Raw genomic sequence first — 26,095 nt, 5'->3', positions numbered from 1 at the left:
TTAATGCTTGACGATCAACAGGATGCCCAATGCCGCCATGGCAAGGCTGGCCGCCCGGTCGATCCAGAACTTCGCGGCAAAATAGCGCGCGCGCATGGCGGCTGTCGACATCAGAACGGCGACCAGGGCGTACCAGAACAGTTCGGTCGTCAGGCAGATCGCATAGAGCGTCGCCTGCTGCCGGCCGGACATGGCGGCGGGAAAGACCGACAGGATCAGCGCCGCATAGAACAGCGCGGGCTTTGGGTTCGACAGGTTCAGGGCGATGCCGCCGAAAAAGCCCCGCGACCCCGAGGCGGCGGGCGGCAGCGGGCGCGAGGACGCGGCCCACAGCCGCCAGGCGAACCACAGCAGGTAAAAGCCGCCGAACACCTTCAGCGCCGCGAACCATCCCGGATGCAGCCGAAAGACCACCGCCAGCCCCAGCAGCGCAAAGACGCACCACAGCGAGGCGCCGCAGGCCAGCCCCAGCGCATAGGGCAGGGCACGCTCGCGGCCATGCGCCAGCGCCGTCTGGATCGTCGCGATGATCGAAGGCCCCGGCGTCAGGATCGCCAGCGACAGCGCCGAGACAAGCGCGATGACTTGCTCGACGGTCATTCCGGGGGGCTATTCCTTTTTCGTCGTGGCGATGTCGGGGGCGTCCACCGCCTTCATCCCGACGATATGATAGCCCGAGTCGACATGATGCGTTTCCCCTGTCACGCCCGAACCCAGGTCCGACAGCAGATACAGCGCAGACTTGCCGACCTCGTCCTGGCTGACGTTGCGTCGCAGCGGCGAGTTCAGCTCGTTCCATTTCAGGATATAGCGGAAATCGCCGATGCCCGAGGCGGCCAGCGTCTTGATCGGCCCCGCGCTGATCGCGTTGACGCGGATGCCGTCCTTGCCCAGGTCCTCGGCCAGATAGCGCACCGACGCCTCCAGCGCGGCCTTGGCGACGCCCATGACGTTGTAATGCGGCATGACGCGCTCGGCGCCGTAATAGGTCAGCGTCAGCATCGACCCGCCATTGGGCATCATGGCTGCGGCACGGCGCGCCACGGCGGTGAAGGAATAGACGGAAATGTCCATCGTCATCAGGAAGTTGTCGCGCGTGGTGTCGGCATAGCGGCCGCGCAGCTGGTCCTTGTCGGAAAAGCCGATGGCATGGACGATGAAATCCATGCTGTCCCAGCGCTCCGCCAGCGTGGCGAACAGCGCGTCGATGGACGCCTCGTCGGACACGTCGCATTCGGCCAGCAGGTCCGAACCCAGCTGCGCCGCCAGCGGCGCGACCCGGCGCTTCAGCGCCTCGCCCTGATACGAGAACGCGAGTTCCGCCCCCTGGTCCGCCAGCGCCTTGGCGATGCCCCAGGCGATCGACTTGTCGTTGGCCAGCCCCATGATGAGGCCGCGCCGCCCTTTCATCAGCCCCATACCGGCTTCACTTGACATGATGCTGCCCCTCGCGCTTCTTCGGTTTTCAGCAGGATTAGGACAACTGCAAGGGGGCATCAAGTGTCGGTGATTGCGCTGCCATGACAGATCGGTCGGGAATATTCGCCGGGGACGACCCCTTTGCCATCGCTCGGGCCTGGCTGGCCGAGGCCGAGCGGACCGAGCCCAACGACCCCAACGCCATCGCCCTGGCCACGGTGGATGCCGACGGCCTGCCCGATGTGCGCATGGTGCTGTTGAAAGAGATCGAGGGCGCCGGCGCGGACGGCGCCTTCGTCTTCTACACCAATTTCGAAAGCGCCAAGGGCTGCCAGATCGAGGCGACCGGGGTCGCGGCCTTCGTGCTGCACTGGAAATCGCTGCGCCGCCAGATTCGCGTGCGCGGCCATGTCAGTCGCGTTGACGATGCGCAGGCGGACGCCTATTACCGCTCGCGTCCCCTGCAGTCGCGGATCGGCGCTTGGGTTTCGCGCCAGAGCCGCCCCCTGGAAAGCCGCAACGCGCTGCTGGCCGATGTCGCGCGCCAAAGCATCAATCTTGGGTTGAACCCATCCCGGCCTCCGCACTGGGGGGGATACCGGATTCGCCCGGTGCAGATCGAATTCTGGGCCGATGGCGCGTTCAGACTGCATGACAGATTCCGTTGGATTGCTTATGAAAACGGCAGGCAGGGCAGCGATATCCTGTCCGATAAGTCCGAATCGGACGCAAGATTCTGGTCTGTCGAGCGTCTTAGCCCTTGATGCCGGAGGTTGATTTGCTCATGGTATGGAAAACCTGACTTATGATAAGCCCGGTCCGTTCAGTTTGCCTCTGCCCTGGGTAAAGGGGTATTGGACTGAAGCTTGGTTGAGACGGTTTTTCTTTCGAATGGGATAACAAAGCAAATGAACGATAACGACGAGCAGCAGCGAGAAGTCGCCGGCGTCGTGAAATGGTTCGACGGGGCCAAGGGGTTTGGCTTCCTGACCGACCCCGAGGGGGGCGCCGATATCCTGCTGCACGCCAACGTGCTGCGCAACTTCGGCCAAAGCTCGGTGGCCGAGGGCGCGCGCGTCCGGGCCATGGTTCAGCAGACGCCGCGGGGCGTGCAGGCGGTCGAGGTGCTCTCGATCGAGCCGCCCGCTGCCGAGCCCATGCCCGCCATCGCCGACCTGTGCTCGGCCACGCCCGAGGAGGTGGCGCGGCTGCCGCTGCTGCCCGCCCGCGTGAAGTGGTTCGACAAGGCCAAGGGGTTCGGCTTTGCGAACATCTTCGAGCAGAAGGCCGATGTCTTTCTGCATATCGAGGTTCTGCGCCACTCCGGCTTTGCCGATCTTGCCGTGGGCGAGGCGATCGCCCTGCGCGTGGTGGATGGCCGGCGGGGGATGATGGCCGCCCAGATCCTGTCTTGGGAGCGTGCCGCCCACGAGGCGAAGGGTGCCCAGTTGGGGGGGGCAGCCGCGCTCGCTAAACTGCGGCTTGTCGCGGGCGCGGTATGAAATGGAAGGCTGCAGTCATCGCCCTGGCCCTGTGCATGGGGCACGCAGCCAAGGCCCAGTCTGAAAGTTGCCGTCCCGACCGGGCGGTTTTCCTGGGCGGTGCCGTGCCGGTCACGGTGCCGGTCGAAATCGCCGACGATCCGCAGGAACGCGCCCGGGGGCTGATGTTCCGGCGCCACCTGGCCCCGGGCACGGGCATGCTTTTCATCTATGAAGCCCCGCAGCGGGTCAGCTTCTGGATGCGCAACACGCTGATTCCCCTGGACATGGTCTTTCTGGATGCGCGGGGCGAGGTGCGCCACGTCCATCCCATGGCCCGCCCGCTGGACGAAACCTCGATCCCGGGGGCGGCAATCGGCGATCCCGCACCCGAGCGGCTGATGGTGCTGGAACTGCCCGGCGGCGACGCCGCCCGGCTGGGAATCCGCCCCGGCATGGCGCTGGCCCATCCCGGGCTGCCCCAGGACAGGGCGCTTGCGCCCTGCGGCGGATAGCGGCAGATTCCGCTTTTCCCCGCGCGCTCAAGTCGCTAGACAGCCCTAGGTTCGGGGCGTAGCGCAGCCTGGTAGCGCGACGGTTTTGGGTACCGTAGGCCGGAGGTTCGAATCCTCTCGCCCCGACCAGTCTCCGCTTCGCCCTTTGCCGAGCCTTGCGGGCAAGGTGATGGCCATGCCGAGCGTGTGACTCCTTGTCCGATTGTCCCGGTCACTCCAAGGTCTTGTCCGAGGTGTCCGCCTTGCCCGCGGTCCAGTATCCGGCGGCCTTGAGCCAGTGGCGCGGGTGGTTGCGCGCGGTCAGGAAATGGTCGCGGATGTGGCGCGCGACGCCGGCCTCGGCGGCGATCCAGACAAAGCCCCGGCCTTCGGGCAGGTCCAGCCCGGCCACGGCAGAGGCCGCGGCCTGCGGATCGGCGGGATCGGCGCGGTGGCACCAATGCGCGACATGGTTCGCCAGGGTCTGCCAGTGCTGCTCCTCTGCCGGGCCGGTAACCAGGCCAAGCGTGGTGACGGCGGCGCCCTGGGCCATGCCCTCGACCCAGCGGCCCATCGCGGGCAGGGCGGTTTCGTCGCCGATCAGCAGCCACCAGTCAAAGACCGGCGCGATCACCGTCGAGCCGCGCGGGCCCGCGACCGTCAGCCGGTCGCCCGGTGCCGCATCGACGGCCCATTGCGTCGCTGGTCCCGCCTCATGCACGGCAAAGTCGATGGTCAGCGTCCCGGCCTGGGGGTCGAAGGCGCGCGGGGTGTATTCGCGCATCACCGGCTCACCCCCCGGACCGTCGATCAGCAGCTTGACGTGGTCGTCGGGCGCCGGGCTTTGGAAATCGGCCAGGTCATCGCCGGCCAGGACCAGCCGGATCATCTGCGGCGTGACGCGGGTCTTGTCCCGCACGACAAGAGGGCGGCGGCGAATGTCGAAGCGGTGGCGGGTGGTGATCTGTTCCATCGTGACGGAAATCCCTTGTTCGGTGTCGTTTCGCCGGGGCGGGGCACTCTCCCGGATCGCCCGGGCGGTGGTTTGCAGCAGGTCTGCGATGGCCGAGAGGCGGGCGGGATCCTCGGGTCCGGCCAGGACGGTGGCCAGCGCGGATTTCAGCGCCTGCATTCCCGCCCGAACCGGATCGCCCGTCGGAACGGTCCAGTCGCGGACCAGGATCGCCCCGATTGCGGGGCGGTTGGCGGCCAGGAAGGCGCGGCCCTCGGGAGTGATGGCATAGCACTTGCGCCCGCCTTGGGGCTGCACCGTGACAAGGCCCAGGTCCTCGAGCCAGGAGAGATTGGGATAGATCGCGCCGGGGCTGGGGATGTAATGGCCGCCCGTGCGCTCCTCGATCGCCTTGATCAGCTCATAGCCGTGGCTGGGGCGATCCGCGATGATCGTCAGCAGGAACAGGCGCAGCTCTCCGTAATCCAGGGGGCTGCGCCCGCGGCGGCCGGGGCGGCGTTCGGCATGGTCGGGCTGCTTCATGCCGCCCGTATAATCCCGATATATCGAAAATCAAGATATATCTGGATGCCTTTCTGGATCAGGCGGCGCTGCGGTCGCGCACGGCGCGCAGCTTGTCCAGCCGCAGCCGGGCGATGGCGTGATCCGGCTTCAGCGCCAGGACCGCGCGATAATGCTCCTCGGCGCCTGCGGGGTCATGCAGCGCAAGGCGCTGGCGCGCCATCAGCAGGTGGTAGCCGGTCGGATTCGTCCCGCGTGTCGGGGCGGCCAACGCCTCGGCCAGGGCAGGGCGGTTCCGGCGCAGGGCGGTCGCCGCCAGTTCCAGGCGATAGGTCGGAACCGTCTTGCGCCGGGCCAGCAGGAGGCGGCGCAGGGCCTCTGTCTCGGCCTGCACCAGCAGATCGAAGGCGGCGCGGGCGGGAAGCGACCCGGCAAGGCAGGCCGCCGTGCCATGCGCCGCATGGGGCAGGGCGATCATCCCCAGCCCCGGGGCGCCCGCGATCAGGCCGGCCTGGAAGCGGTCGAAGCGAAAGCGCGGGTCGTAAAGCAGCGCGGCGCGTTCGGGCAGGTGTTCGGGGCGCACGCGCATGTCCCGGTGCAGGGCCGGATCGAAGAAGCGCACATAGCGCCGGTCGTGGTCCCCCGTCTCGCGCGGGTCGATGGTGATCTGCGGGCTGCAGGCCAGCACATGGTCCGCCCCCAGGAAGCGGCCCCAGCGCAGCGCCCCGTAGCCGCCCATCGAGGCGCCATAGGCGATGGTGCCCCCGCGCGCGAGCGTCCGGCACTGGTCGGCGATCCGGGCGATTTCCAGGCGGGGATACCAGCAGGGATGCTTGGGCACCACGCCCAGCAAGGTAAAGCCGTTCCGTTCGCACAGCCGGCGCGCGAAGGCGCTCCGGCCATTGGCGCGGGCATGCATGATGTCGAAGGTCAGCAGCGTCAGGGGCGCGGCACCCGGCAGGTAGAGCAGTTGCAGATGGTCGCCGTCGAACAGCAGCCTGGGCTGCGGCGGCGCCTGCCGCAGATGGGCCGGCGCGGCACCGCGGTCCTGCATCGCCCCCGTCATGCCGCGCGGTGGCCGGGCAGGGCGGCCTGTCCGGCGGTGCGGGCATAGCTGTTCACGAACTCGGCGATCTTGAAATAGCCGGTGCGGGTGTAATGGTCGCTGTCCACGAACTCCTCGGGGGCAAGCAGGCGGTCCACGTCGATGAAATGGCTGTTCGGCGTCGCGGCGCAAAAATCGCGGCACATGGCGTTGTAGGACAGGCGGATGTCGCGAGTGCGCTCGGCCTGCTCGCCATGGTCGCTGACGGCCGAAAGGATGAACAGCGGCGAGTCGGGGCGGCGCAGCCCGTCCACCCGTTCCAGGCATAGCCGGGTCAGGTCCAGCCGCTCGTCAAGGGTCAGGCGGCGGTGATACATCTCCTTGGCGAAGCGCGCGGCAAGCTCGGGATCCTTCATCAGCTTCTTGAAGCGGCGCGGCGGGATCGTGGCCCAGTATTCGCCGCCCCACGCCTTGCCGCCATAGGTGAAGAACAGGTCCGACGGCACCGAGAAATAGAGCGAAAGCAGGATCAGGTCCGATTCCCGGACCGAGCGGTCGAAGGCCAGCATGTCTTCGTAGCTTTGGCCGACCAGATGGCGCAGGGCATAGGAGTGCTTCAGGGACTTGTCGCGCGGGTTCAGGATGAAGCCCACGTCGTCGTGGCGCACCAGCATGCGCTGATCGTCGGGCTTGTTCACGAATTCGTCGCGGTTGGTGCCGCAATAGAAGCTGACCTGCAAAAGGTCGCAACCCCCGACCAGGCACAGGCGCCGTTCCTCGAGCTGGTTGGCGCCGGATTCGAAATCGGTGACCTCGGTGATCCAGTCGATCTCGCCATGGTCGGTCAGCTTGCTGGCGACCGGGCCCACCACATCGAATTCGGGCCGGTTCAGGTGCTGCCAGACCCATTGCTCGACCCCCATGTTGAGGGTGCGGCACGAGAACGCAAAGTGATGGACGGTGGTGCCGGAAAACTTGGTCCGCACGCAGAAAAAGCCCACGACGCCGTAATCGCCATAGCGGTCCTGCACCTCGACCAGCCCCGCGTGCATCCCCGAGACGGCCAGCAGCGCCTCGAGTGCCTTGCGTTCCTCGGGCGTGTTGGCGCGCACCTTGGTGAAGTTCAGCTGGTTGGTGCGGTTCAGGATTTCCAGCACCCGGTCCATGTGGTTTTCCACATCGGTGATGATCCTGATCTTGATCTGGGACTGGCGCAGAAAGTCGGCATTCGTCAGGCCCGAATTTTCGCGTTCATCCTTTTTCTGTTCCATCACCTTGTACTGGGCCAGCCGCGAATGGCTGCGGTCGTCCTTGCCCTGAAGCTGGGGCAGGTCCAGAAGCGCGGGCAGGTCGGCGCGCGAGGCATCGACCGTCATCAGCCCGGGGCTGAAGAACAGCGATTCTTCCAGGTTCAGGTGGTTGTCGTCCAGAAACAGCACGTTTTCGGCGCGCAGGCCCATCTCGTCGATCATCTGGGCAATGGCCTGCCCCTTGGGCGACCAGGCGATATGGGGAAAGACGAACAGATCCCAGATACCCAGCGACTCGACGGCGGCACGCGCCTGGGCGAAGTCGTTCTTCGAGCAGATCGAGCACATGATGCCGCGATCGACCAGTGTGCGCACCATGTCGAGATGGGCCTGGACGGGCTGGATGCCTTCCTCGGACAGGGTGCCGCGCCAAAGCGTTTCGTCCAGGTCCCAGATCACCAGCTTGACCTGCGCCTTGACGGTTTCGAAGTGCTGTTCTGCCATGGTCGCCTCTGCCCCTTGCCGCGTGGTCGTTTCCCGCGTTCTTGGCACGCATTGGTTAATCAAACGCTAACGCCAAACGGCCGCGGCGATTTTTCCACGCCCCGCCGCGCCTGCGGCCGCCGTTCGGCCCTTGCCCTTTTTCCGTGCGCCCCATAGAAGGCCCCCCTGAAATCCTGAGAGGCTGGGGGGTGGGAATGCCGCTTCTGGTGATGAAATTCGGCGGCACTTCGGTGGCCGACCTGGACCGCATCAAGAACGCCGCCTTGAAGGTCAAGCGCGAGGTCGAGCGGGGCTATGATGTCATCGTCATCGTCAGCGCCATGTCGGGCAAGACCAACGAGCTGGTCGGCTGGGTCGAGGCGACCTCGCCCCTGTTCGACGCGCGCGAGTACGACGCCGTCGTCGCCTCGGGCGAGAACGTGACCGCCGGGCTGATGGCGCTGACGTTGCAGGAAATGGACGTGCCGGCGCGGTCCTGGCAGGGCTGGCAGGTGCCGATCAACACCACCGCGCAGCACAGCTCGGCCCGCTTCGTCGACATCCCGCGCAAGAACATCGACCAGAAGTTCGCCGAAGGCATGAAGGTCGCTGTGGTCGCCGGCTTCCAGGGCCTGTCGCCCGAGGGCCGCATCACCACGCTGGGCCGGGGCGGTTCGGACACCACCGCCGTCGCCTTCGCCGCCGCCTTCGGCGCCGAGCGCTGCGACATCTATACCGATGTGGACGGGGTCTATACCACCGACCCGCGCATCACCTCGAAGGCCCGCAAGCTTGACAAGATCGCCTTCGAGGAAATGCTGGAGCTGGCGAGCCTGGGGGCCAAGGTCCTGCAGACCCGTTCGGTCGAACTGGCGATGCGCTACAAGGTCCGCCTGCGGGTGCTGAGTTCCTTCGAGGATACCGACGAGACCAGCGGCACCCTGGTCTGCGATGAGGATGAAATCATGGAATCGAAAGTCGTCAACGGCGTCGCCTATTCCCGCGAGGAAGCCAAGATCACCCTGGTCACGGTCGAGGACAAGCCCGGCATCTCGGCCGCGATCTTCGCGCCGCTGGCCGAGGCCGGCGTGAACGTCGACATGATCGTGCAGAACATCTCGGAAAAGGACTACGAGGATCATCCGGGATCGGTCACCGACATGACCTTCTCCTGCCCGGTGAACCAGGTCGCCCGGGCCAAGAAGGCGATGGAAGAGGCCAAGGCCGCCGGCCATATCGCCTATGACGACCTGGTCGTGGACCCCGAGGTCGCCAAGGTCTCGGTCGTGGGCATCGGCATGCGCAGCCACGCCGGCGTCGCCGCCCGCATGTTCAAGGCGCTGGCCGATGAAAACATCAACATCAAGGTCATCTCCACCAGCGAGATCAAGATTTCGGTGCTGATCGACCGCAAATATATGGAACTGGCCGTGCAGGCGCTGCATGATGCCTTCGAATTGGAACAGGCCTGAGCAAGGGTTCCGGGCCGAAGGCGGAGGGTGCGTGGCCGAACGCAAGGACAGTGATTCACGCAAGTTGCTGCGGCGCCTGCGCGAAACTCTGGCGGCTCCGGGGGGCGGCCAGGACAGGCTTGACCAGATCACCCATCACATCGCGGATTCGATGGGCACGCAGGTCTGCTCGATCTATCTGTTCCGTGACGCCGACACGCTTGAACTGTGCGCGACCGAGGGGCTGAACCCCGAATCCGTGCACAAGACCCGCCTGCGCCTGGGCGAGGGGCTGGTCGGCCGCGTCGCCCGCACCGGCCGCCATGTGAACACGGCGAATGCCCCGGCCGAGCCCGGCTTTCGCTATATGCCCGAGACGGGCGAGGAAATCTTTTCCAGCTTCCTGGGCGTTCCGATCCAGCGCGTCGGCGAAAAGCTGGGCGTGCTGGTCGTGCAGTCCCGCGACGCGCGCCAGTTTTCCGAGGACGAGGTTTACGGCCTCGACGTGGTGGCCATGGTGCTGGCCGAAATGGCCGAACTGGGCGCGTTCCTGGGCACGCAATCCGACAGCCTGCCGCCGGCGCACCGCTTCCCGACCATGTTTCGGGGCGCCACCGGGCAGGAGGGCGTGGCCGAGGGGAGGGTCTGGCTGCACGAGCCGCGCGTGGTGGTGACGAACCCGGTCGCCGACGATCCGCAAAAGGAAAAGGCCCGGCTGGGCGAGGCCGTCGCCATGCTGCGCACCACGGTCGATTCCATGCTGGCCGAGGCCGACATGGGCAAGGGCGACAGCGCCGAGGTCATGGAGACCTATCGCATGTTCGCCCATTCGCGCAGCTGGATGCGCCGGATGGAGGAAACCATCGACCTGGGCCTTTCGGCCGAGGCGGCGGTCGAAAAGGAACAAAGCCAGGCCCGCGCCCGGCTGGAAAGCGCGGCCGATCCCTATCTGCGCGACCGGCTGCACGACTTGGACGACCTGTCGAACCGGCTGTTGCGCATCCTGACCGGGCAGGGACGCGACACCGGCGCGGAGATGCCCGACGATCCGATCCTGATCGCCCGCAACATCGGCCCGGCCGAACTGCTGGACTATGGCCGCAAGCTGCGCGGCGTGGTGCTGGAGGAGGGCTCGGTCGGCAGCCATGCCGCCATCGTCGCCCGTGCGCTGGCCATCCCCCTGGTCATTCACGCCGAACGCATCACCACCGAGGCGCTGAACGGCGACCCGATCCTGGTCGACGGCGACATGGGCATCGTCCACCTGCGCCCCGAGGAATCGGTCGCCAAGGCGTTTCGCGACAAGATGGCCATGCAGGCCGAGGCGCAAAGCCGCTATGCCGGCCTGCGTGACCTGCCCGCCACCTCGACCTGCGGCACCACGATCCAGCTTTACATGAATGCCGGGCTGATGGCGGACCTGCCCAGCCTGGAAAGCTCGGGCGCCGAGGGCGTCGGCCTGTTCCGCACCGAATTGCAGTTCCTGACCCGCACCCGCGTCCCGCGCCGGGGCGAGCTTGCGGCGCTTTATGCGCATGTGCTGGACAACGCCCATGGCAAGCCGGTGATGTTCCGCACGCTCGACATCGGGTCGGACAAGGTGCTGCCCTATATGAAGCCGCAGGACGAGCCGAACCCGGCGATGGGCTGGCGCGCGATCCGGGTCGGGCTGGACAAGCGCGGCGTGCTGCGGATGCAGTTGCAGGCGCTGATCCGGGCGGCGGTCGGGCGGCCGCTTTACGTCATGTTCCCCTTCGTCACCGAGATGAACGAGTTCGAGGAGGCGCATCGCCTGCTGATGGAGCAGATCGCCCGCGAACAGCGGTTGGGCCATGCCATGCCCACGGATGTGCGGGTGGGGGCGATGCTGGAAACCCCGTCGCTGGCCTTCGCACCGCGCAAGTTCTTCGAGATGTGCGACTTCATCTCGGTCGGGGGCAACGACCTCAAGCAGTTCTTCTTTGCCGCCGACCGGGAAAACGAACGGGTGCGGCGGCGCTATGACGCGCTCAACACCTCGTTCATCTGCCTGCTGGAGCAGATCCTGCAGCGCTGCAACGAGGCGCGGGTGCCGGTCAGCTTCTGCGGCGAGGATGCGGGCCGCCCGATCGAAGCGGTGACCTTTGCCGCGCTGGGGTTCCGGCGGCTGTCCATGCGCCCGGCCTCGATCGGGCCGGTCAAGCATCTGATCCGCCGCACCGACCTGTCGGAACTCAAGGCAGCCATCGACGCGGCCCGCGCGGCGGGCGAGACGAACCTGCGGCGCACCGTCACGGACTGGCTGGCGAGGAACTGATCCCCAAGATTCTGAGTGGCGGCTGACCCGTCCGGGCGCCCAATGCTGGCATCATGGCTGGCGGAGCGCCTGCGGGCGGGTCGCATCCGGGTGGCATCAGGCTGCCTGACGATGCGGACCGGCTGGCCGGGCTGGCAGGAGTGCTGGCTGGCGAAGGGCTGGCGGGCTGTCCTGAACCCGCTATAGGCGATTCGCCCGGCGGCTGCAAGAAAAACCTTTCATATCAAATAGTTGATAGAAATAATCGGGAACCTGGCATCGGCTGCAATCGCTTTGCACGCCGGGGCGGCTTGCGTTAGCCTTTGGAAAGGCGCGGAAAAGGGGTGGCCGATGGACATGATGGCACGGGCGACGCAGATCGTGGGGGCGGCCATGGTGGCCTTGCGGCGACGCAACGCGCCGCGCGAGCCGGCCATCGGGACCGCGCCGCAGATCCCCGGCGCCCGCGAACAGGGCATCATGACGCTCAAGATGCCGACGGCGCGCGGCTGGGCCGAGGGCGAGGTGCCCCAGGCGGCTGAGGGCCCGCGTGTTCACGCCTTCGCCCGCGACCTGCGCCATCCGCGCTGGGTCGAGGTGTTGCCGAACGGCGATGTGCTCGTCGCCGAATCCCAGCAAGAGGAAGACCCTCCGCGTTCCCTGCTGGACCGCGCCGCGCAAGCCACGATGCGCCGCGCGGGCGCCCTGGGCAAAAGCGCGAACCGGGTCAGCCTGCTGCGCGACGCCGACGGCGACGGCGTGGCCGAAGTCCGCGAAACCTTTGTCGAGGGGCAGCGCCAGCCCTTTGGCATGGCGCTGGTGGGCGAGCGCTTTTTCCTGGGCAATACCGACGCGCTGCTGGAGTTCCGCTATCAGACCGGCGCCACCCGGCTGGAGGGCGAGGGGCGGCTGCTTGCCCGGTTCAAGCCCGGCGGCCACTGGACGCGCAGCCTGCTGCTGTCCCCCGACAAGCGGCAGCTTTACGTGGGCGTCGGTTCGTTGAGCAACATCGCCGATTTCGGCATGGAGGTCGAGGAGGGTCGCGCCGCCATCTGGCAGGTCGATCTGGAGGGCGGCCAGGCGCGCGTCTTCGCCTCGGGCCTGCGCAATCCGGTTGGCATGGCGTGGGAGCCCGAGACCGGCGCGCTGTGGACCGTCGTGAACGAGCGCGACGGGCTGGGGGACGAGACGCCGCCCGATTACCTGACCTCGGTCCGCGAGGGCGGGTTCTACGGCTGGCCATTCTGCTATTGGGGCCAGACCATCGACGACCGTGTGCCGCAAGACCCGGCCGAGGTCGCGCGCGCGATCCGGCCGGACTATGCGCTTGGCGGCCATACCGCCTCGCTGGGGCTGTGCTGGGTGCCCGAGGGGACGCTGCCGGGCTTTGGCGAGGGCATGGCCATCGGCCAGCACGGCAGCTGGAACCGATCGATCCTGAGCGGCTACAAGCTGATCTTCGTGCCGTTCCGGGACGGTCGCCCCTCGGGTCCGCCGCGCGACATCCTGTGGGGCTTCCTGTCAGAGGATGAGCGCTATTCCCGCGGTCGCCCGGTCGGGGTCGCCCTGGGGCCGGATGGGCGGTCCCTGCTGATGGCGGACGATGTGGGGAACGTGGTCTGGCGCGTGACCGGCGCGTGACATGAGCCGTGGAAACGGCAACGGCGGCCCGGGATCAGGGCCGCCGCGCGCATATCGAAAGGATCAGAAGTTCAGGGTGAAATGGTCGCCCATGTCGGGCTTGGCGCCGGTCAGGTTCGCCTTGGCCACCTCATAGAGGAAGCCCAACCCGCCGGTGGTGGTCCAGACCTCGGCGCTTTGGACGCGGAACTTCAGCAGGCGCACGTCGGGGTCGCGTTCGCCCTTCTCGAACCAGGACGAGGCGACGGCGTTCCAGATCTCGTCCAGCTTCTCGCGGTCGGTAGACAGTTCCAGCACGCCCTCGATCCGGGCCCAGAGCTTGCCCGAAGCGTCGCCCACCACATGCATGGCCTCGACCGGGCCGGCGCTGGCCTGGGCCACAAGGTCGGTGCCCTCGGCCGTGATGAACCACAGCGCGGCGGCGTCCGGATCGGCGTAATGGGACATGGGAACGAACTTCAGCTTGTCCGCCGTGCCAAGCATTCCGGCATTGATGTCGTCCAAACGTTTCCAGAAGGTGTCTTTTTCGGTGGACATGGGTCTCTCCGCTGTTTCAACACGCAAACACCGCGAGCCGACGTTGGTTCGTCGATATTGATAAATGTTAATCTCGAAACGGAGCCGAGCGATGGCCTTTCCCCAGCTTGATGCCCTGCGTGCCATGGGCGATCCGCAGAAGGCCGCCGAGATGGCCACCTATCACAAGGTGCCGCGCCCCTATCTGGGGGTTGCGGTTCCGGCCATCGACGGTCTGGTGCGCGGCTGGCGCGAGGAGCTGGACGTGCCGGGCCGGGTGGCGCTGGCAGCGGCGCTGTGGGACAGCGACGTGCACGAGGCGCGCGTGGCCGCCGCCAAGCTGCTGGTGCAGGCCCGGATCCGCCCCGACGACGCGGCCTGGCGCCTGATCGCGGGCTGGGTGCCGCAGTTCGACGGCTGGGCGGTGGCCGACCACGCGATGAAGGCGGGCGAACGCCGCCTGCTGGCCGATCCCCGCAGGCTGGACGAGGTCGAGGCCTGGCTGGAGCATCCGAACCTGTGGACCCGCCGTGCGGCGCTGGTCGGAACGCTGCCCTGGACCCACCTGCGCAACCCCAAGCCCGACGACCTGGCGCAGCGCGAGCGCATCCTGTCCTGGCTGGTGCGGCTGGCGCCGGACCGGGAAACCTTCATCCAGAAAGCCATCGGATGGTGGCTGCGCGAACTCTCCAAGCACGACCCGCAGCGTGTGCGCGACTGGCTTGCCGATCACGGCGCCACGCTGAAGCCCCTGGCGCGGCGCGAGGCGGCGCGCTGGCTGCCCGAGAACCGGAGCCGCCGGGGCGAGGCGGGGCAGGGCGGTCAGCCCTGATAAACCTCGAGGCTGGGCAGGTCCGTCAGGCTGATCCCCAGCAGTTGAAGCGCGGGCAGCGAGACCTGGCTGCCCCCGCTCGCCGGACCGCCCAGCGGGATCAGCCGCACCTTGGCCGACTTGCCATTCGCCGGGTTGACGATGCGCCCGTCGGATTCGGCGCGCACCAGCGGGGTCTTGATCCAGAACCCCGGCTGCGAGGGATCGCCCAGCGAGGCGATGGTCGTGCCGAGCAGCCGTCCGGAGGTGGCGGGGGCGGCCGCCTGGGCCCGTTCGGTCGCCGTGGTCGTGTTCAGCGCCGCCGCGCTGTGCGAGACCGGCACCCCGATGGTCGAGGCCGAGGTGCTTTTGCCCGGGGTGCGCGGCGCCGTGCCCTGCAGCACGGGTCCGGGAATCACCGGCTGGCCCGTGGCCGGGTCGATCATGCTCTCCATCACCGGCGCCTGCCGGTCGGTCTGGCGCGTCCCGGCGTTCTGCGTGCAGGCGGCCAGCATGGCCAGACCCAGCAGCCCAAGGATGCGCAAAGCCAAGGTCGTCATCCGGGAACCCCCCATCCTGTCATCTCCCGGATGCTAGCCTTGGGCCACGGGCCAAGTCCACCGCTACCCGCGTTTCTGGTTGATGGACTGTCAACGCTCGGCCGGCTTGTGCCGACGGCGCCTCACACCTATCTTTGCGGCATGGAAGCGCGCGCCCCCCTTGTCGATCCCTTCGCCCGGCCGATCAGCTATCTGCGGGTTTCGGTCACCGATCGCTGCGATTTCCGCTGCACCTATTGCATGGCCGAGCACATGCAGTTCCTGCCCAAGAAGGACCTGCTGACGCTTGAGGAACTGGACCGGCTGTGTTCGGCCTTCGTGTCCCTGGGCGTGCGCAAGCTGCGCGTCACCGGGGGCGAGCCGCTGGTGCGCCGCAACATCATGGAATTCTTTCGCGCCATGTCGCGTCACCTCGGCGCCGGGCTCGACGAACTGACGCTGACAACCAACGGCAGCCAGCTGGCCCGGTTCGCGGATGAACTGGCCGATTGCGGGGTGTGCCGGGTCAATGTCTCGCTGGATACGCTGGACGCGGATCGCTTTACCGCCGTGACGCGCTGGGGCCGTCTGGCGCAGGTGCTGGAGGGGATCGAGGCTGCCACCCGCGCCGGAATGCGCGTCAAGATCAACACCGTGGCGTTGAAGGGCTTCAACGAGGACGAGCTTTTCCCGCTCCTCGACTGGTGCGCGGACCAGGGCCACGACCTGACCTTCATCGAGGTCATGCCCATGGGTGAGATGGGCGAGGAGGCGCGGCTGGACCAGTATTGGGCGCTGTCCGATCTGCGCGCCCGCATCGCCACCCGCTACAGCGTCACGCCGCTGGCCGAACGCACCGGCGGTCCCGCCCGCTATGTCCGGCTAGAGGAAACCGGGCAGAAGGTCGGCTTCATCACGCCGCTGACGCATAATTTCTGCGAAAGCTGCAACCGTGTCCGCCTGACCTGCACCGGCGAGCTGTTCATGTGCCTGGGGCAGGAGGACCGCGCCGACCTGCGCGCGCCCCTGCGCGACAGCGCCGACGACGCCCCCCTGCGCGCCGCCATCCGCGAGGCGATCAGCCGCAAGCCCAAGGGGCACGACTTCGACTATTCCCGCCAGCACGTCGCAGGCACCGTCAGCCGGTTCATGAGCCATACCGGCGGCTAGAAGCGGCTCGGCGCGGCATCGGCCGGAAATGTTCCCCTGATGTTCTGTTAATGGTTGCCATTTCCGCGATCATGCCTATGTGATGCGCTTGGCGGAATCAGGACGGCACGATGGAACAGAAGTTCATCGAGGTTCGCGGCGCGCGCGAGCACAATCTGAAGAACGTGGACATGGACATTCCGCGCGACAGCCTGGTGGTCATCACCGGCCTGTCGGGCTCGGGCAAGTCCAGCCTCGCCTTCGACACGATCTATGCCGAAGGGCAGCGGCGCTATGTCGAAAGCCTGTCGGCCTATGCCCGGCAGTTCCTTGACATGATGGGCAAGCCGGACGTGGACCATATCACCGGCCTGTCGCCGGCGATCTCCATCGAGCAGAAGACCACCTCGAAGAACCCGCGCTCGACCGTCGGCACGGTGACCGAGATCTACGACTATCTGCGGCTGCTGTTCGCCCGCGCCGGCACGCCCTATTCGCCGGCGACCGGCCTGCCCATCGAGGCGCAGCAGGTGCAGGACATGGTCGACCGGGTGATGGAACTGCCCGAGGGCACGCGCGCCTATCTGCTGGCGCCCATCATCCGCGACCGCAAGGGCGAATACAAGAAAGAGTTCCTTGAACTGCGCAAGCAGGGCTTCCAGCGCGTCAAGGTGAATGGCGAATTCTATGAACTGGACGAGCCGCCGACGCTCGACAAGAAGTTCCGCCACAACATTGACGTGGTGGTGGACCGCATCGTCGTGCGCGAGGGTATGGAGACGCGGCTGGCCGACAGTTTCCGCACCGCGCTGGACCTGGCCGACGGCATCGCCCACCTGGAGACCGCTGGGGGTGAGGGAGAGCCCGAGCGCATTACCTTCTCCGAGAATTTCGCTTGCCCGGTCAGCGGCTTCACCATCCCGGAAATCGAGCCGCGGCTGTTTTCCTTCAACGCGCCCTTCGGGGCCTGCCCGGTCTGCGACGGCCTTGGGGCCGAGCTGTTCTTTGACGAACGCCTGATCGTGCCCGACCAGGGCCTGTCCATCGCGCAAGGCGCACTGGCGCCCTGGGCCAAGTCCAAGTCGGCCTATCTGACCCAGACCATCAACGCGCTGGCCAAGCATTACGCATTCGACCGCAAGACCCCGTGGAAGGACCTGCCCGAAGAGGTCCGCCGGATGTTCCTGCACGGTTCGGGACGCGAGGAGATCCCGTTTCGCTTCGACGACGCCGGCCGGGTCTATGAGGTCACGCGCAGCTTCGAGGGCATCATCCCGAACATGGAGCGCCGGCTGCGCGAAAGCGACAGCGCCTGGGTTCGCGAGGAATTCGAGAAGTACCAGAACAACCGCCCCTGCCACGCCTGCGAAGGCTACCGGCTGAAGCCCGAGGCGCTGGCGGTCAAGATCGCGGGCAGCCATATCGGGAATGTCACCGAACTGTCGATCCGCGAGGCCCTGGCCTGGGTCGAGGCCGCGCCGGGCCACCTGACCAAGCAGAAGAACGAGATCGCCGCCGCCATCCTCAAGGAAATCCGCGAGCGGTTGGGGTTCCTGGTGAACGTGGGCCTGGACTACCTGACGCTCAGCCGCGCCGCCGGCACGCTGTCAGGGGGCGAAAGCCAGCGCATCCGCCTGGCCAGCCAGATCGGCAGCGGCCTGACGGGCGTACTCTATGTACTGGACGAGCCCTCGATCGGGCTGCACCAGCGCGACAACGACCGCTTGCTTGATACGCTGAAGGGCCTGCGCGACCAGGGCAACTCGGTGATCGTGGTCGAACATGACGAGGACGCGATCCGTCACGCCGACTATGTCTTTGACATGGGGCCCGGGGCAGGGGTGCACGGCGGCGCGGTGGTGGCCAAGGGCACCCCGGCCGAGATCGCCGCCAATCCCGACAGCCTGACCGGGCAGTATCTTTCGGGCGCGCGCGAAATCGTCGTGCCCGAGGAACGGCGCGTCGGCAACGGCAAGGCGATCAAGGTGGTCGGGGCTACCGGCAACAACCTCAAGAACGTCACGGCCGAGTTTCCGCTGGGCAAGTTCGTCTGCGTCACCGGCGTCTCGGGCGGCGGCAAGTCGACGCTGACCATCGAGACGCTGTTCAAGACCGCCAGCCTGCGCCTGAACGGTGCCCGCCAGACCCCGGCGCCTTGCGAGACGATCAAGGGGCTGGAATTGCTCGACAAGGTCATCGACATCGACCAGCGGCCCATCGGGCGCACGCCGCGATCAAACCCCGCGACCTATACCGGCGCCTATACCCACATCCGCGACTGGTATGCCGGCCTGCCCGAGTCGAAGGCGCGCGGCTACAAGCCCGGGCGCTTCAGCTTCAACGTCAAGGGCGGCCGCTGCGAGGCCTGCCAGGGCGACGGCGTCATCAAGATCGAGATGCATTTCCTGCCCGACGTCTATGTCACCTGCGAGACCTGCAAGGGCAAGCGCTACAACCGCGAGACGCTTGAGGTGCAGTTCAAGGGCAAGTCCATCGCCGACGTGCTGGACATGACCGTCGAGGATGCGCAGGAGTTCTTCAAGGCGGTGCCCTCGATCCGCGACAAGATGGACGCGCTGGTCGAGGTGGGTCTGGGCTATATCAAGGTCGGCCAGCAGGCGACCACGCTGTCGGGTGGCGAGGCGCAGCGTGTGAAGCTGTCCAAGGAGCTCAGCCGCCGCGCAACCGGCAAGACGCTCTACATTCTCGACGAGCCGACGACGGGTCTGCATTTCGAGGATGTGCGCAAGCTTCTGGAGGTGCTGCACAGTCTGGTCGACCAGGGCAACACCGTGGTGGTGATCGAACATAACCTGGACGTCATCAAGACCGCCGACTGGATCATCGACATCGGCCCCGAAGGGGGTGACGGCGGCGGCCGCATCGTCGCATCGGGCACGCCCGAGGATGTGGCCGAGGTTCCCGAAAGCCATACCGGCCGCTATCTGGGCCCGATGTTGCAGGCCGCGCGCCGGCGCGCTGCGGCGGAATGACGTCCGCAATGGGGCTCTGGCCTCGGGTCGAGGGGGCCGGGATGGCGCTCGGGGGCATGGCGGTCGCGGGGTTCGCGTCGCCCGGCTGGCCCTGGTGGGGCTGGATGCTGGGGCTGATGGCGCCGGAACTGGCGATGGCAGGCCGCCTGCTGGGGAAAAGGGTCGGGGATGTCGTCCAGAACCTGGCCCATCTTTATGCCGCACCCTTCTTGTTGATGGTGCTGGGCGTGGCCGGCGGCAATGTCGGCTGGATCGCTGCGGCGGGCCTGTGGCTTGCCCATGTCGGGGCCGAGCGGGCGATGGGCTGGCGGCCCGGACTGCCGCCCTGGCCTCGCGGCGCCCGTTCGGAGGCGCGTCCCTGAAGTGGGCGATGCCGCCGCGTCGCTGGTTTTTTCGTTTTCTTGATGCTTGCCGTGCGGCTTATATACAATGATAGGCAAAGCCGCGCCTACCGTTGACCCTGCCTGCGGGCGGGGATAAACGGGCGGCAGCCAAACCCATCGCGGGGCGCCAACCGGGTTCCTGCGAGTCGAAGGGAGCCCAACTCCAGTGGAATACCTGCTGCAAGAATATCTGCCGATCCTGGTCTTTCTGGGAATGGCCTCGGCCCTGGCGATCGTGCTGATTCTGGCTGCGCTCGTCATCGCCATCCGCAATCCCGACCCGGAAAAGGTCAGCGCCTACGAATGCGGGTTCAACGCCTTCGACGATGCGCGGATGAAGTTCGACGTGCGATTCTATCTGGTGTCGATCCTGTTCATCATCTTCGACCTCGAGGTCGCGTTCCTGTTCCCCTGGGCGGTGGCCTTTGCAGGTCTGTCCGAGGTCGCCTTCTGGTCGATGATGGTTTTCCTGGGCGTCCTGACGGTGGGCTTTGCCTATGAATGGAAGAAGGGGGCGCTGGAATGGGCGTGATGACCGGAGCGAATACCGCCGGTGCCGACCGTGAATTCGCCACGGCCGAGCTGAACCGCGAGCTGCAGGACAAGGGCTTCCTGCTGACCACGACCGAGGACATCATCAACTGGGCCCGCAACGGCTCGCTGCACTGGATGACCTTCGGCCTGGCCTGCTGCGCGGTCGAGATGATGCAGACCTCGATGCCGCGCTATGACCTGGAACGCTTTGGCACCGCGCCGCGCGCCAGCCCGCGCCAGTCGGACCTGATGATCGTCGCGGGCACGCTGACCAACAAGATGGCGCCGGCGCTGCGCAAGGTCTATGACCAGATGCCCGAGCCGCGCTATGTCATCAGCATGGGCAGCTGCGCCAATGGCGGTGGCTATTACCATTACTCCTATTCCGTGGTGCGGGGTTGTGACCGCGTCGTGCCGGTCGACATCTATGTGCCCGGCTGCCCCCCCACCGCCGAGGCGCTGCTTTACGGCATCCTGCAACTTCAGCGCCGCATCCGGCGCACCGGCACGCTGGTGAGGTAAGGCCATGTCCGACGAAACCCTTCTGGAGCTGGCCGAGCATATCGCGATGCGCCGCGGCAACGACGTCGTGGAAACCAAGGTCGCCTTCGGCGAACTGACGGTGACGGCCACGCTGTCCTCGGTCGTGGGGCTGATCGAGTTCCTGCGCAGCGACGCGAGCTGCCGCTTTTCGACCCTGATCGACATCACCGCGGTCGATTATCCGAACCGGCCGGCGCGGTTCGATATCGTCTATCACCTGCTGTCGATGCACCAGAACCAGCGCATCCGGATCAAGGCCCAGGTCCGCGAGGATGAGATCGTGCCGTCGCTGACCGGCGTCTTTCCCGGCGCGGACTGGTACGAGCGCGAGGTTTTCGACATGTTCGGGATCCTGTTCTCGGGGCACCCGGACCTGCGGCGCATCCTGACCGACTACGGGTTCCGCGGCTATCCCCTGCGCAAGGACTTTCCGACCACCGGCTATGTCGAGGTGCGCTGGAACGACGTCGAAAAGCGCGTGATCTATGAGCCGGTGAACCTGGTGCAGGAATATCGTCAGTTCGACTTCCTGTCCCCGTGGGAGGGCGTGCGCTATGTCCTGCCGGGCGACGAGAAGGCGGCGGAGGCCAAGAAGTGACCGCAGCAACGCAGCACGGCAGCGCGCCACGCAACGGATTTGGGGGCTGACATGGACGGCGACATCCGCAAGAACAGCTATGACGACGGCTCGGTCGACGCCCTGACGGGTGAGCAGAGCATCCGGAACTTCAACATCAACTTCGGGCCCCAGCACCCGGCCGCCCACGGCGTGCTGCGCATGGTGCTGGAGTTGGACGGCGAGATCGTCGAACGCGCGGACCCCCACATCGGCCTGCTGCATCGCGGCACCGAGAAGCTGATGGAAAGCCGCACCTATCTGCAGAACCTGCCGTATTTCGACCGGCTGGATTACGTGGCGCCGATGAACCAGGAGCATGCCTGGTGCCTGGCAATCGAGCGGCTGACCGGCACCGTCGTGCCGCGCCGCGCCAGCCTGATCCGGGTGCTGTATTCGGAGATCGGCCGCATCCTGAACCACCTGATGGGCCTGACGACCGGGGCGCTGGACATCGGCGCGCTGACCCCGCCGCTGTGGGGCTTCGAGGCGCGCGAGCAGTTGATGGTGTTCTATGAGCGGGCTTCCGGCGCGCGCCTGCATGCGGCCTATTTCCGGCCCGGCGGGGTTCACCAGGATCTGTCCCCGGACCTGCTGGACGACATCGAGGAGTGGTGCGAGCAGTTCCCGAGGCTGGTTGACGATCTCAACACGCTTCTGACCGAAAACCGGATCGTCAAGCAGCGCCTGGTCGATATCGGCATCGTCTCGCCCGAAGACTGCCTGAACTGGGGCTATACCGGGGTCATGGTGCGCGGCTCGGGCCTTGCCTGGGATCTGCGGCGCAGCCAGCCCTATGAATGCTATGACGAATTCGACTTCCAGATCCCGGTCGGCAAGAACGGCGACTGCTATGACCGCTATCTGATCCGCATGCAGGAAATGCGGGAGTCGACCAGGATCATGAAGCAGGCCGTCCAGAAGCTGCGGGCCGAGCCCGCCGGCGACGTGCTGGCGCGCGGCAAGCTGACGCCGCCGCGCCGTGGCGACATGAAGCGCGACATGGAAAGCCTGATCCATCACTTCAAGCTTTACACCGAGGGCTTCCACGTCCCCACCGGCGAGGTCTATGCCGCCGTCGAGGCGCCCAAGGGCGAGTTCGGCGTCTATCTGGTCGCCGACGGCAGCAACAAGCCGTGGCGCGCCAAGCTGCGCGCGCCCGGCTTTGCGCATCTGCAATCCATCGACTGGATGTCCAAGGGTCACATGCTGGCCGACGTTCCGGCGATCATCGCCACCCTTGATATCGTTTTCGGAGAGGTTGACCGCTGATGCTGCGCCGTCTTGCCCCCATCCAGCCCGACTCGTTCGCGTTCACGCCCGCCAACCTGGAATGGGCGCGCGCCCAGATGACCAAGTTCCCGGAAGGCCGCCAGCAATCCGCGATCATCCCGCTGTTGTGGCGCGCCCAGGAACAGGAAGGCTGGCTGAGCCGGCCGGCCATCGAATATTGTGCCGAACTGCTGGGCATGGCCTATATCCGGGCGCTCGAGGTCGCGACCTTCTATTTCATGTTCCAGCTGCAGCCCGTCGGCAGCGTGGCCCATATCCAGATCTGCGGCACCACGACCTGCATGATCTGCGGGGCCGAGGAGCTGATGCAGGTCTGCAAGGAAAAGATCGCCTCGCATGCGTTTGAGTTGTCCGCAGACGGCCGGTTCAGCTGGGAAGAGGTCGAATGTCTGGGCGCCTGCACCAACGCGCCCATGGCCCAGATCGGCAAGGACTTCTACGAGGATCTGACCGCCGACAAGCTGGCCCGGCTGATCGACAGCCTGGCTGTGGGCGAGGTTCCGGTGCCGGGGCCGCAGAACGGCCGCTTCTCGTCCGAGCCGCTGGGCGGGCCGGTCGCGCTGGCCCATCTGAAGGGCACGGACGAACAGTACAACGCCAGCGTGGCGCGCGCCGTGCGGCTGAACGACACGATCAAGCGGATCGACGGAACCGAGGTTCCGGTCACCACGCCCTGGCGCTGGAAGGCCGAGACCGTGGCGGCCGATGATGGTATGAACGGTTAGGCGGTCGCCTGCGGGGTCAGGAAAGATGGAACGGTCGGTGTGCAACAGGAACTGCTGGATCTCGGGCGCGATCGTCGGGGTGCTGGTTCTGCTGTTCGCCTCGGGGATCGGTGATCTCGCCTGGGGCGGGGGGCTGTTCCTGGGCGTGGTGGCGGGCGGGCTGTTCGGCGCGCTGATGGTCTGGCTGGTCTGCAACGAACGTCCCGAACTTGCGGACGCCGGCAATCCGGGCGCCGGGCTGACGCGCACCGACTGGGAGCGCTCGGTCGCCGACCAGCAGCCCGATGCCCTGCTGGTGTCCTCGACCGGCCCCGAGGGCGTGACCTCGACCGCGCAGATGCCCATCGTCGCCGGCGCCATGCCGCGCGGGCCCGCCCCGGCCGAACGCGACGAGACCCCTTGATGCCGCGTGCGGCAGGGAATAACCCGCCCCCTGCGGCGGATGCGGGCCAGATGCGGCTGGTGGGCGCGGTGATTGCCGCCACCATGGTCGCCTGGCTTGGAGTGCAATGGCTGGGGGCCCATCTGGGCTGGCCCGCGAAATACGCCTTTCTCGCCGATCTTCTGGCGATTGGGGCCTTGATCTGGTCGCTGACGGTGACCTGGCGGATCTGGCGGCGGCGCAAGGCGTCTTCGCAGGGACAAGGATAGACGACGATGCTGAACGATCAGGACCGGATCTTCACCAACCTTTACGGCATGGGCGACCGCAGCCTGGCCGGCGCGAAAAAGCGCGGCCATTGGGACGGCACCGCCGGGATCATCCAGCGCGGCCGCGACGCGATCATCAACGAGATGAAGGCCTCGGGCCTGCGCGGCCGGGGCGGCGCGGGCTTTCCGACCGGCATGAAATGGTCCTTCATGCCCAAGGAATCCGACGGCCGCCCGTCCTACCTGGTCATCAACGCCGACGAATCCGAACCCGCGACCTGCAAGGACCGCGAAATCATGCGCCACGATCCGCATACGCTGATCGAAGGCGCGCTGATTGCCAGCTTCGCCATGGGCGCGCATGCCGCCTATATCTATATCCGCGGCGAGTTCATTCGCGAACGCGAGGCGCTGCAGGCCGCCATCGACGAATGCTATGACGACGGGCTTCTGGGCCGGAACGCCTGTGGCTCGGGCTGGGATTTCGACCTTTATCTGCATCACGGCGCCGGCGCCTATATCTGCGGCGAGGAAACCGCGCTGCTGGAAAGCCTGGAAGGCAAGAAAGGCATGCCCCGGATGAAGCCGCCGTTCCCGGCCGGGGCGGGGCTTTACGGCTGCCCGACCACGGTGAACAACGTCGAATCCATCGCGGTCGTGCCGACGATCCTGCGGCGCGGCGCCGAGTGGTTCGCGAGCTTCGGCCGCCCGAACAACGCCGGCGTCAAGCTGTTCGGCCTGACCGGCCACGTCAACACGCCCTGCGTGGTCGAAGAAGCCATGTCGATCCCGATGCGCGAGCTGATTGAAAAGCACGGAGGCGGCATCCGCGGCGGCTGGAAGAACCTCAAGGCGGTGATCCCCGGCGGCGCCTCCTGCCCGGTGCTGACGGCGGAGCAGTGCGAAAACGCCATCATGGACTATGACGGGATGCGCGAGCTGCGCTCCTCCTTCGGCACCGCCTGCATGATCGTGATGGACCAGCAGACCGACGTGGTGAAGGCGATCTGGCGGCTGTCGAAGTTCTTCAAGCACGAAAGCTGCGGCCAGTGCACGCCCTGCCGCGAGGGCACCGGCTGGATGATGCGGGTGATGGAGCGCCTGGTGCGCGGCGATGCCGAGGTCGAGGAAATCGACATGCTGTTCGATGTGACCAAGCAGGTCGAAGGCCACACCATCTGTGCGCTTGGCGACGCGGCCGCCTGGCCGATCCAGGGCCTGATCCGCAATTTCCGCGAAGAGATCGAGGACCGGATCAAGGCGAAACGGACCGGGCGCATGGGCGCCATGGCGGCGGAGTAAGGGCGGATGACGGCCACGACCCACATCATCGCGGCGCATCGGTCCCCTGCGGGGGATCGTTTCCGCATGGGCGGGTCACGGCTGGTTCAGCAGCAGGTAAACAGGCGGGCCGGCGTCCCCATGTTGTGGCAGAATGCCATGATACGGAGGTTTTTGCCATGAAGACACTTCTGCCCCTCGCGCTGATCGGCGCGGTGCTGGCCAGCCCGGCCGCCGCGCTGGAACCGCTCAGCCAGGAAAAATACATCAACGACCGGCTGATCGCGGCGCGCATTGCCGACCGCATCCGCCGGACCTGCCCGACCATCGACGGCCGCATCCTATATGCCTATGGCGAGGCGCGGAAGCTGAAGTCCTATGCCCAGAAGAAGGGCTATTCCAACGCTCAGATCGACGCCTTCCTGGACAACCGCCAGGAAAAGGATCGCATCTATGCCGTGGCCGAGGACTATCTGAAGCGCAAGGGCGCGCGCGCCGACGATCCGCAAAGCTTCTGCGCCGTCGGGCGCCAGGAAATTGCGAACAGATCCGTCATCGGCAGCCTGTTGGTGGCGAAATGAAAAAGTGGATGAACCGCATCGGGCTTGCGCTGATGGCCGCCTCGGCCGCCGCGATGATCGCCGCCGACGCCTTCGCGGGTGAGGCGTCGGACCCGTTCGCGCCGACCGCGCAAAAGTTCTACCTGCAATTCTCGATCTTTACGCCAGGCGATCTGGAATGCGACGCGACCGGGCAGGGGGTTCGCACCAAGCGCAGCCGCGGCATGACCGGGGCGCCGCTTTTGCGCATCACCGGCGCCGCGTCCCAGGCGCATATCGAATGCTGGCGCCCGGATGGCACGCGCTATACCACCGATGTGAACCGGCGCGTGCGCTATAGCGCCGCCGCCCCGGTCCGGGCGACGGTGATGTTCGTTCCCGAGGGCGACGCGATGAGCATCATGCTGGCGCCGCGGGAATCGGACCGCCTGGATTCCACGATCCTGCCCCGCGCCTTTGTCCGGGTGCGGCCATGACGGTGTGGGGCA

Annotated in this window: 27 protein-coding genes and 1 tRNA gene; 21 read left to right on the top strand and 7 right to left on the bottom strand. The window is 66.6% G+C overall.

The window, feature by feature from the left end; genetic code table 11:
- Together BU28_RS0103540 and fabI are read right to left on the bottom strand one after the other, a co-directional pair.
- On the bottom strand, nucleotides 1–600 hold the full coding sequence (locus tag BU28_RS0103540; protein ID WP_028718224.1) for a LysE family translocator: 600 nt from the start codon (nucleotides 598–600) through the stop codon (nucleotides 1–3).
- A gap of 9 nt (nucleotides 601–609) precedes the next feature.
- Nucleotides 610–1,437 carry an enoyl-ACP reductase FabI gene (gene fabI, locus BU28_RS0103535; protein WP_028718223.1) on the bottom strand — a complete coding sequence of 276 codons (828 nt, stop codon included), beginning with the start codon at nucleotides 1,435–1,437 and terminating at the stop codon, nucleotides 610–612.
- Between the two features lie 83 nt (nucleotides 1,438–1,520).
- Between fabI and pdxH the strand changes: the two genes are divergently transcribed.
- The 4 genes from pdxH (at nucleotide 1,521) to BU28_RS0103515 (ending at nucleotide 3,544) form a co-directional block, all read left to right on the top strand.
- Nucleotides 1,521–2,183 (top strand): pyridoxamine 5'-phosphate oxidase, encoded by a 663-nt coding sequence (pdxH, locus tag BU28_RS0103530; RefSeq protein WP_028718222.1) that lies wholly within the window; start codon nucleotides 1,521–1,523, stop codon nucleotides 2,181–2,183.
- Nucleotides 2,184–2,327: 144 nt separating this feature from the next.
- Nucleotides 2,328–2,921 (top strand): cold-shock protein, encoded by a 594-nt coding sequence (locus BU28_RS0103525; RefSeq protein WP_028718221.1) that lies wholly within the window; start codon nucleotides 2,328–2,330, stop codon nucleotides 2,919–2,921.
- Entirely contained in the window at nucleotides 2,918–3,415 is a 498-nt protein-coding gene (locus BU28_RS0103520) for a DUF192 domain-containing protein (RefSeq protein ID WP_028718220.1), read from the top strand. Before BU28_RS0103525 ends, BU28_RS0103520 begins: the two co-directional genes overlap by 4 nt.
- Before the next feature lie 52 nt (nucleotides 3,416–3,467).
- Nucleotides 3,468–3,544, top strand: a tRNA-Pro gene (locus tag BU28_RS0103515).
- 82 nt (nucleotides 3,545–3,626) lie between these two features.
- On the opposite strand, the gene BU28_RS26005 is transcribed toward BU28_RS0103515, so the two are convergent.
- Genes BU28_RS26005 through BU28_RS24095 form a run of 3 tightly spaced genes read right to left on the bottom strand, consistent with a single transcriptional unit; the run spans nucleotide 3,627 to nucleotide 7,667 of the window.
- Nucleotides 3,627–4,889 carry an SIP domain-containing protein gene (locus tag BU28_RS26005; protein WP_081791261.1) on the bottom strand — a complete coding sequence of 421 codons (1,263 nt, stop codon included), beginning with the start codon at nucleotides 4,887–4,889 and terminating at the stop codon, nucleotides 3,627–3,629.
- A gap of 58 nt (nucleotides 4,890–4,947) precedes the next feature.
- On the bottom strand, nucleotides 4,948–5,922 hold the full coding sequence (locus BU28_RS0103505) for a hypothetical protein (protein WP_028718218.1): 975 nt from the start codon (nucleotides 5,920–5,922) through the stop codon (nucleotides 4,948–4,950).
- 8 nt (nucleotides 5,923–5,930) lie between these two features.
- On the bottom strand, nucleotides 5,931–7,667 hold the full coding sequence (locus tag BU28_RS24095; protein ID WP_051577695.1) for a hypothetical protein: 1,737 nt from the start codon (nucleotides 7,665–7,667) through the stop codon (nucleotides 5,931–5,933).
- Between the two features lie 194 nt (nucleotides 7,668–7,861).
- Here BU28_RS24095 and BU28_RS0103495 point away from each other — a divergent pair, with 194 nt between their 5' ends.
- From BU28_RS0103495 to BU28_RS0103480, 3 genes are all read left to right on the top strand, one after another.
- Nucleotides 7,862–9,118, top strand: coding sequence for an aspartate kinase (locus BU28_RS0103495; RefSeq protein WP_028718217.1), 1,257 nt, complete (start codon nucleotides 7,862–7,864; stop codon nucleotides 9,116–9,118).
- 31 nt (nucleotides 9,119–9,149) lie between these two features.
- A complete protein-coding gene (gene ptsP, locus BU28_RS0103490) occupies nucleotides 9,150–11,393 on the top strand; it encodes a phosphoenolpyruvate--protein phosphotransferase (protein ID WP_028718216.1) in 2,244 nt (747 codons plus the stop codon).
- 330 nt (nucleotides 11,394–11,723) lie between these two features.
- Nucleotides 11,724–13,013, top strand: coding sequence for a PQQ-dependent sugar dehydrogenase (locus tag BU28_RS0103480; RefSeq protein WP_028718215.1), 1,290 nt, complete (start codon nucleotides 11,724–11,726; stop codon nucleotides 13,011–13,013).
- A gap of 63 nt (nucleotides 13,014–13,076) precedes the next feature.
- Here BU28_RS0103480 and BU28_RS0103475 read toward each other — a convergent pair whose 3' ends face one another.
- On the bottom strand, nucleotides 13,077–13,550 hold the full coding sequence (locus tag BU28_RS0103475; RefSeq protein WP_028718214.1) for a pyridoxamine 5'-phosphate oxidase family protein: 474 nt from the start codon (nucleotides 13,548–13,550) through the stop codon (nucleotides 13,077–13,079).
- A 91-nt stretch (nucleotides 13,551–13,641) separates the two neighbouring features.
- Here BU28_RS0103475 and BU28_RS21925 point away from each other — a divergent pair, with 91 nt between their 5' ends.
- Nucleotides 13,642–14,361: a DNA alkylation repair protein gene (locus BU28_RS21925; protein WP_051577694.1), complete on the top strand. Its 720-nt coding sequence runs from the start codon at nucleotides 13,642–13,644 to the stop codon at nucleotides 14,359–14,361.
- On the opposite strand, the gene BU28_RS0103465 is transcribed toward BU28_RS21925, so the two are convergent.
- A complete protein-coding gene (locus tag BU28_RS0103465; RefSeq protein WP_028718213.1) occupies nucleotides 14,352–14,900 on the bottom strand; it encodes a hypothetical protein in 549 nt (182 codons plus the stop codon). The genes BU28_RS21925 and BU28_RS0103465 overlap by 10 nt on opposite strands.
- A 141-nt stretch (nucleotides 14,901–15,041) precedes the next feature.
- On the opposite strand from BU28_RS0103465, the gene moaA reads away from it, so the two are divergent.
- From moaA to BU28_RS0103395, 13 genes are all read left to right on the top strand, one after another.
- A complete protein-coding gene (moaA, locus tag BU28_RS0103460) occupies nucleotides 15,042–16,049 on the top strand; it encodes a GTP 3',8-cyclase MoaA (RefSeq protein ID WP_028718212.1) in 1,008 nt (335 codons plus the stop codon).
- Between the two features lie 110 nt (nucleotides 16,050–16,159).
- On the top strand, nucleotides 16,160–19,021 hold the full coding sequence (gene uvrA / locus BU28_RS0103455) for an excinuclease ABC subunit UvrA (protein WP_028718211.1): 2,862 nt from the start codon (nucleotides 16,160–16,162) through the stop codon (nucleotides 19,019–19,021).
- Nucleotides 19,022–19,029: 8 nt separating this feature from the next.
- Entirely contained in the window at nucleotides 19,030–19,383 is a 354-nt protein-coding gene (locus tag BU28_RS0103450; RefSeq protein ID WP_158212772.1) for a DUF4260 family protein, read from the top strand.
- 187 nt (nucleotides 19,384–19,570) lie between these two features.
- Entirely contained in the window at nucleotides 19,571–19,936 is a 366-nt protein-coding gene (locus BU28_RS0103445; RefSeq protein ID WP_028718209.1) for an NADH-quinone oxidoreductase subunit A, read from the top strand.
- Nucleotides 19,927–20,460 (top strand): NuoB/complex I 20 kDa subunit family protein, encoded by a 534-nt coding sequence (locus BU28_RS0103440; RefSeq protein WP_028718208.1) that lies wholly within the window; start codon nucleotides 19,927–19,929, stop codon nucleotides 20,458–20,460. Before BU28_RS0103445 ends, BU28_RS0103440 begins: the two co-directional genes overlap by 10 nt.
- A gap of 4 nt (nucleotides 20,461–20,464) precedes the next feature.
- A complete protein-coding gene (locus tag BU28_RS0103435) occupies nucleotides 20,465–21,079 on the top strand; it encodes an NADH-quinone oxidoreductase subunit C (RefSeq protein ID WP_028718207.1) in 615 nt (204 codons plus the stop codon).
- 51 nt (nucleotides 21,080–21,130) lie between these two features.
- Nucleotides 21,131–22,369, top strand: a complete 1,239-nt coding sequence (locus BU28_RS0103430) for an NADH-quinone oxidoreductase subunit D (protein WP_036761831.1) — start codon at nucleotides 21,131–21,133, stop codon at nucleotides 22,367–22,369.
- The gene (gene nuoE, locus BU28_RS21920; RefSeq protein WP_036761830.1) at nucleotides 22,369–23,115 is read left to right on the top strand and encodes an NADH-quinone oxidoreductase subunit NuoE; all 747 of its coding nucleotides are present in this window, start codon (nucleotides 22,369–22,371) and stop codon (nucleotides 23,113–23,115) included. Before BU28_RS0103430 ends, nuoE begins: the two co-directional genes overlap by 1 nt.
- A gap of 25 nt (nucleotides 23,116–23,140) precedes the next feature.
- Entirely contained in the window at nucleotides 23,141–23,518 is a 378-nt protein-coding gene (locus BU28_RS21915) for a hypothetical protein (RefSeq protein WP_198944915.1), read from the top strand.
- Nucleotides 23,518–23,766, top strand: coding sequence for a DUF5337 domain-containing protein (locus BU28_RS0103415; protein WP_028718205.1), 249 nt, complete (start codon nucleotides 23,518–23,520; stop codon nucleotides 23,764–23,766). Before BU28_RS21915 ends, BU28_RS0103415 begins: the two co-directional genes overlap by 1 nt.
- Nucleotides 23,767–23,772: 6 nt before the next feature.
- The gene (gene nuoF / locus BU28_RS0103410) at nucleotides 23,773–25,068 is read left to right on the top strand and encodes an NADH-quinone oxidoreductase subunit NuoF (protein ID WP_028718204.1); all 1,296 of its coding nucleotides are present in this window, start codon (nucleotides 23,773–23,775) and stop codon (nucleotides 25,066–25,068) included.
- Between the two features lie 158 nt (nucleotides 25,069–25,226).
- Complete coding sequence (locus BU28_RS0103400; protein WP_028718203.1) at nucleotides 25,227–25,628, top strand: DUF5333 domain-containing protein; 402 nt, start codon at nucleotides 25,227–25,229, stop codon at nucleotides 25,626–25,628.
- A gap of 8 nt (nucleotides 25,629–25,636) precedes the next feature.
- Complete coding sequence (locus BU28_RS0103395) at nucleotides 25,637–26,083, top strand: hypothetical protein (RefSeq protein WP_028718202.1); 447 nt, start codon at nucleotides 25,637–25,639, stop codon at nucleotides 26,081–26,083.
- Nucleotides 26,084–26,095 lie beyond the last annotated feature (12 nt).

The sequence above is a fragment of the Paracoccus yeei ATCC BAA-599 genome (assembly GCF_000622145.1).
Classification (GTDB): domain Bacteria; phylum Pseudomonadota; class Alphaproteobacteria; order Rhodobacterales; family Rhodobacteraceae; genus Paracoccus; species Paracoccus yeei.
This window is presented reverse-complemented; position numbering and strand designations above follow the sequence as displayed.

Excerpts from the sequence above, each read along its gene's own strand:
- BU28_RS0103540 (WP_028718224.1), bottom strand. The coding sequence starts at position 600 with ATGACCGTCGAGCAAGTCATCGCGCTTGTCTCGGCGCTGTCGCTGGCG.
- fabI (WP_028718223.1), bottom strand. The coding sequence starts at position 1,437 with ATGTCAAGTGAAGCCGGTATGGGGCTGATGAAAGGGCGGCGCGGCCTC.
- pdxH (WP_028718222.1), top strand. The coding sequence starts at position 1,521 with ATGACAGATCGGTCGGGAATATTCGCCGGGGACGACCCCTTTGCCATC.
- BU28_RS0103525 (WP_028718221.1), top strand. The coding sequence starts at position 2,328 with ATGAACGATAACGACGAGCAGCAGCGAGAAGTCGCCGGCGTCGTGAAA.
- BU28_RS0103520 (WP_028718220.1), top strand. The coding sequence starts at position 2,918 with ATGAAATGGAAGGCTGCAGTCATCGCCCTGGCCCTGTGCATGGGGCAC.
- BU28_RS26005 (WP_081791261.1), bottom strand. The coding sequence starts at position 4,889 with ATGAAGCAGCCCGACCATGCCGAACGCCGCCCCGGCCGCCGCGGGCGC.
- BU28_RS0103505 (WP_028718218.1), bottom strand. The coding sequence starts at position 5,922 with ATGCAGGACCGCGGTGCCGCGCCGGCCCATCTGCGGCAGGCGCCGCCG.
- BU28_RS24095 (WP_051577695.1), bottom strand. The coding sequence starts at position 7,667 with ATGGCAGAACAGCACTTCGAAACCGTCAAGGCGCAGGTCAAGCTGGTG.
- BU28_RS0103495 (WP_028718217.1), top strand. The coding sequence starts at position 7,862 with ATGCCGCTTCTGGTGATGAAATTCGGCGGCACTTCGGTGGCCGACCTG.
- BU28_RS0103480 (WP_028718215.1), top strand. The coding sequence starts at position 11,724 with ATGGACATGATGGCACGGGCGACGCAGATCGTGGGGGCGGCCATGGTG.
- BU28_RS0103475 (WP_028718214.1), bottom strand. The coding sequence starts at position 13,550 with ATGTCCACCGAAAAAGACACCTTCTGGAAACGTTTGGACGACATCAAT.
- BU28_RS21925 (WP_051577694.1), top strand. The coding sequence starts at position 13,642 with ATGGCCTTTCCCCAGCTTGATGCCCTGCGTGCCATGGGCGATCCGCAG.
- BU28_RS0103465 (WP_028718213.1), bottom strand. The coding sequence starts at position 14,900 with ATGACGACCTTGGCTTTGCGCATCCTTGGGCTGCTGGGTCTGGCCATG.
- moaA (WP_028718212.1), top strand. The coding sequence starts at position 15,042 with ATGGAAGCGCGCGCCCCCCTTGTCGATCCCTTCGCCCGGCCGATCAGC.
- uvrA (WP_028718211.1), top strand. The coding sequence starts at position 16,160 with ATGGAACAGAAGTTCATCGAGGTTCGCGGCGCGCGCGAGCACAATCTG.
- BU28_RS0103450 (WP_158212772.1), top strand. The coding sequence starts at position 19,030 with ATGGGGCTCTGGCCTCGGGTCGAGGGGGCCGGGATGGCGCTCGGGGGC.
- BU28_RS0103440 (WP_028718208.1), top strand. The coding sequence starts at position 19,927 with ATGGGCGTGATGACCGGAGCGAATACCGCCGGTGCCGACCGTGAATTC.
- BU28_RS0103435 (WP_028718207.1), top strand. The coding sequence starts at position 20,465 with ATGTCCGACGAAACCCTTCTGGAGCTGGCCGAGCATATCGCGATGCGC.
- BU28_RS0103430 (WP_036761831.1), top strand. The coding sequence starts at position 21,131 with ATGGACGGCGACATCCGCAAGAACAGCTATGACGACGGCTCGGTCGAC.
- nuoE (WP_036761830.1), top strand. The coding sequence starts at position 22,369 with ATGCTGCGCCGTCTTGCCCCCATCCAGCCCGACTCGTTCGCGTTCACG.
- BU28_RS21915 (WP_198944915.1), top strand. The coding sequence starts at position 23,141 with ATGGAACGGTCGGTGTGCAACAGGAACTGCTGGATCTCGGGCGCGATC.
- BU28_RS0103415 (WP_028718205.1), top strand. The coding sequence starts at position 23,518 with ATGCCGCGTGCGGCAGGGAATAACCCGCCCCCTGCGGCGGATGCGGGC.
- nuoF (WP_028718204.1), top strand. The coding sequence starts at position 23,773 with ATGCTGAACGATCAGGACCGGATCTTCACCAACCTTTACGGCATGGGC.
- BU28_RS0103400 (WP_028718203.1), top strand. The coding sequence starts at position 25,227 with ATGAAGACACTTCTGCCCCTCGCGCTGATCGGCGCGGTGCTGGCCAGC.
- BU28_RS0103395 (WP_028718202.1), top strand. The coding sequence starts at position 25,637 with ATGAACCGCATCGGGCTTGCGCTGATGGCCGCCTCGGCCGCCGCGATG.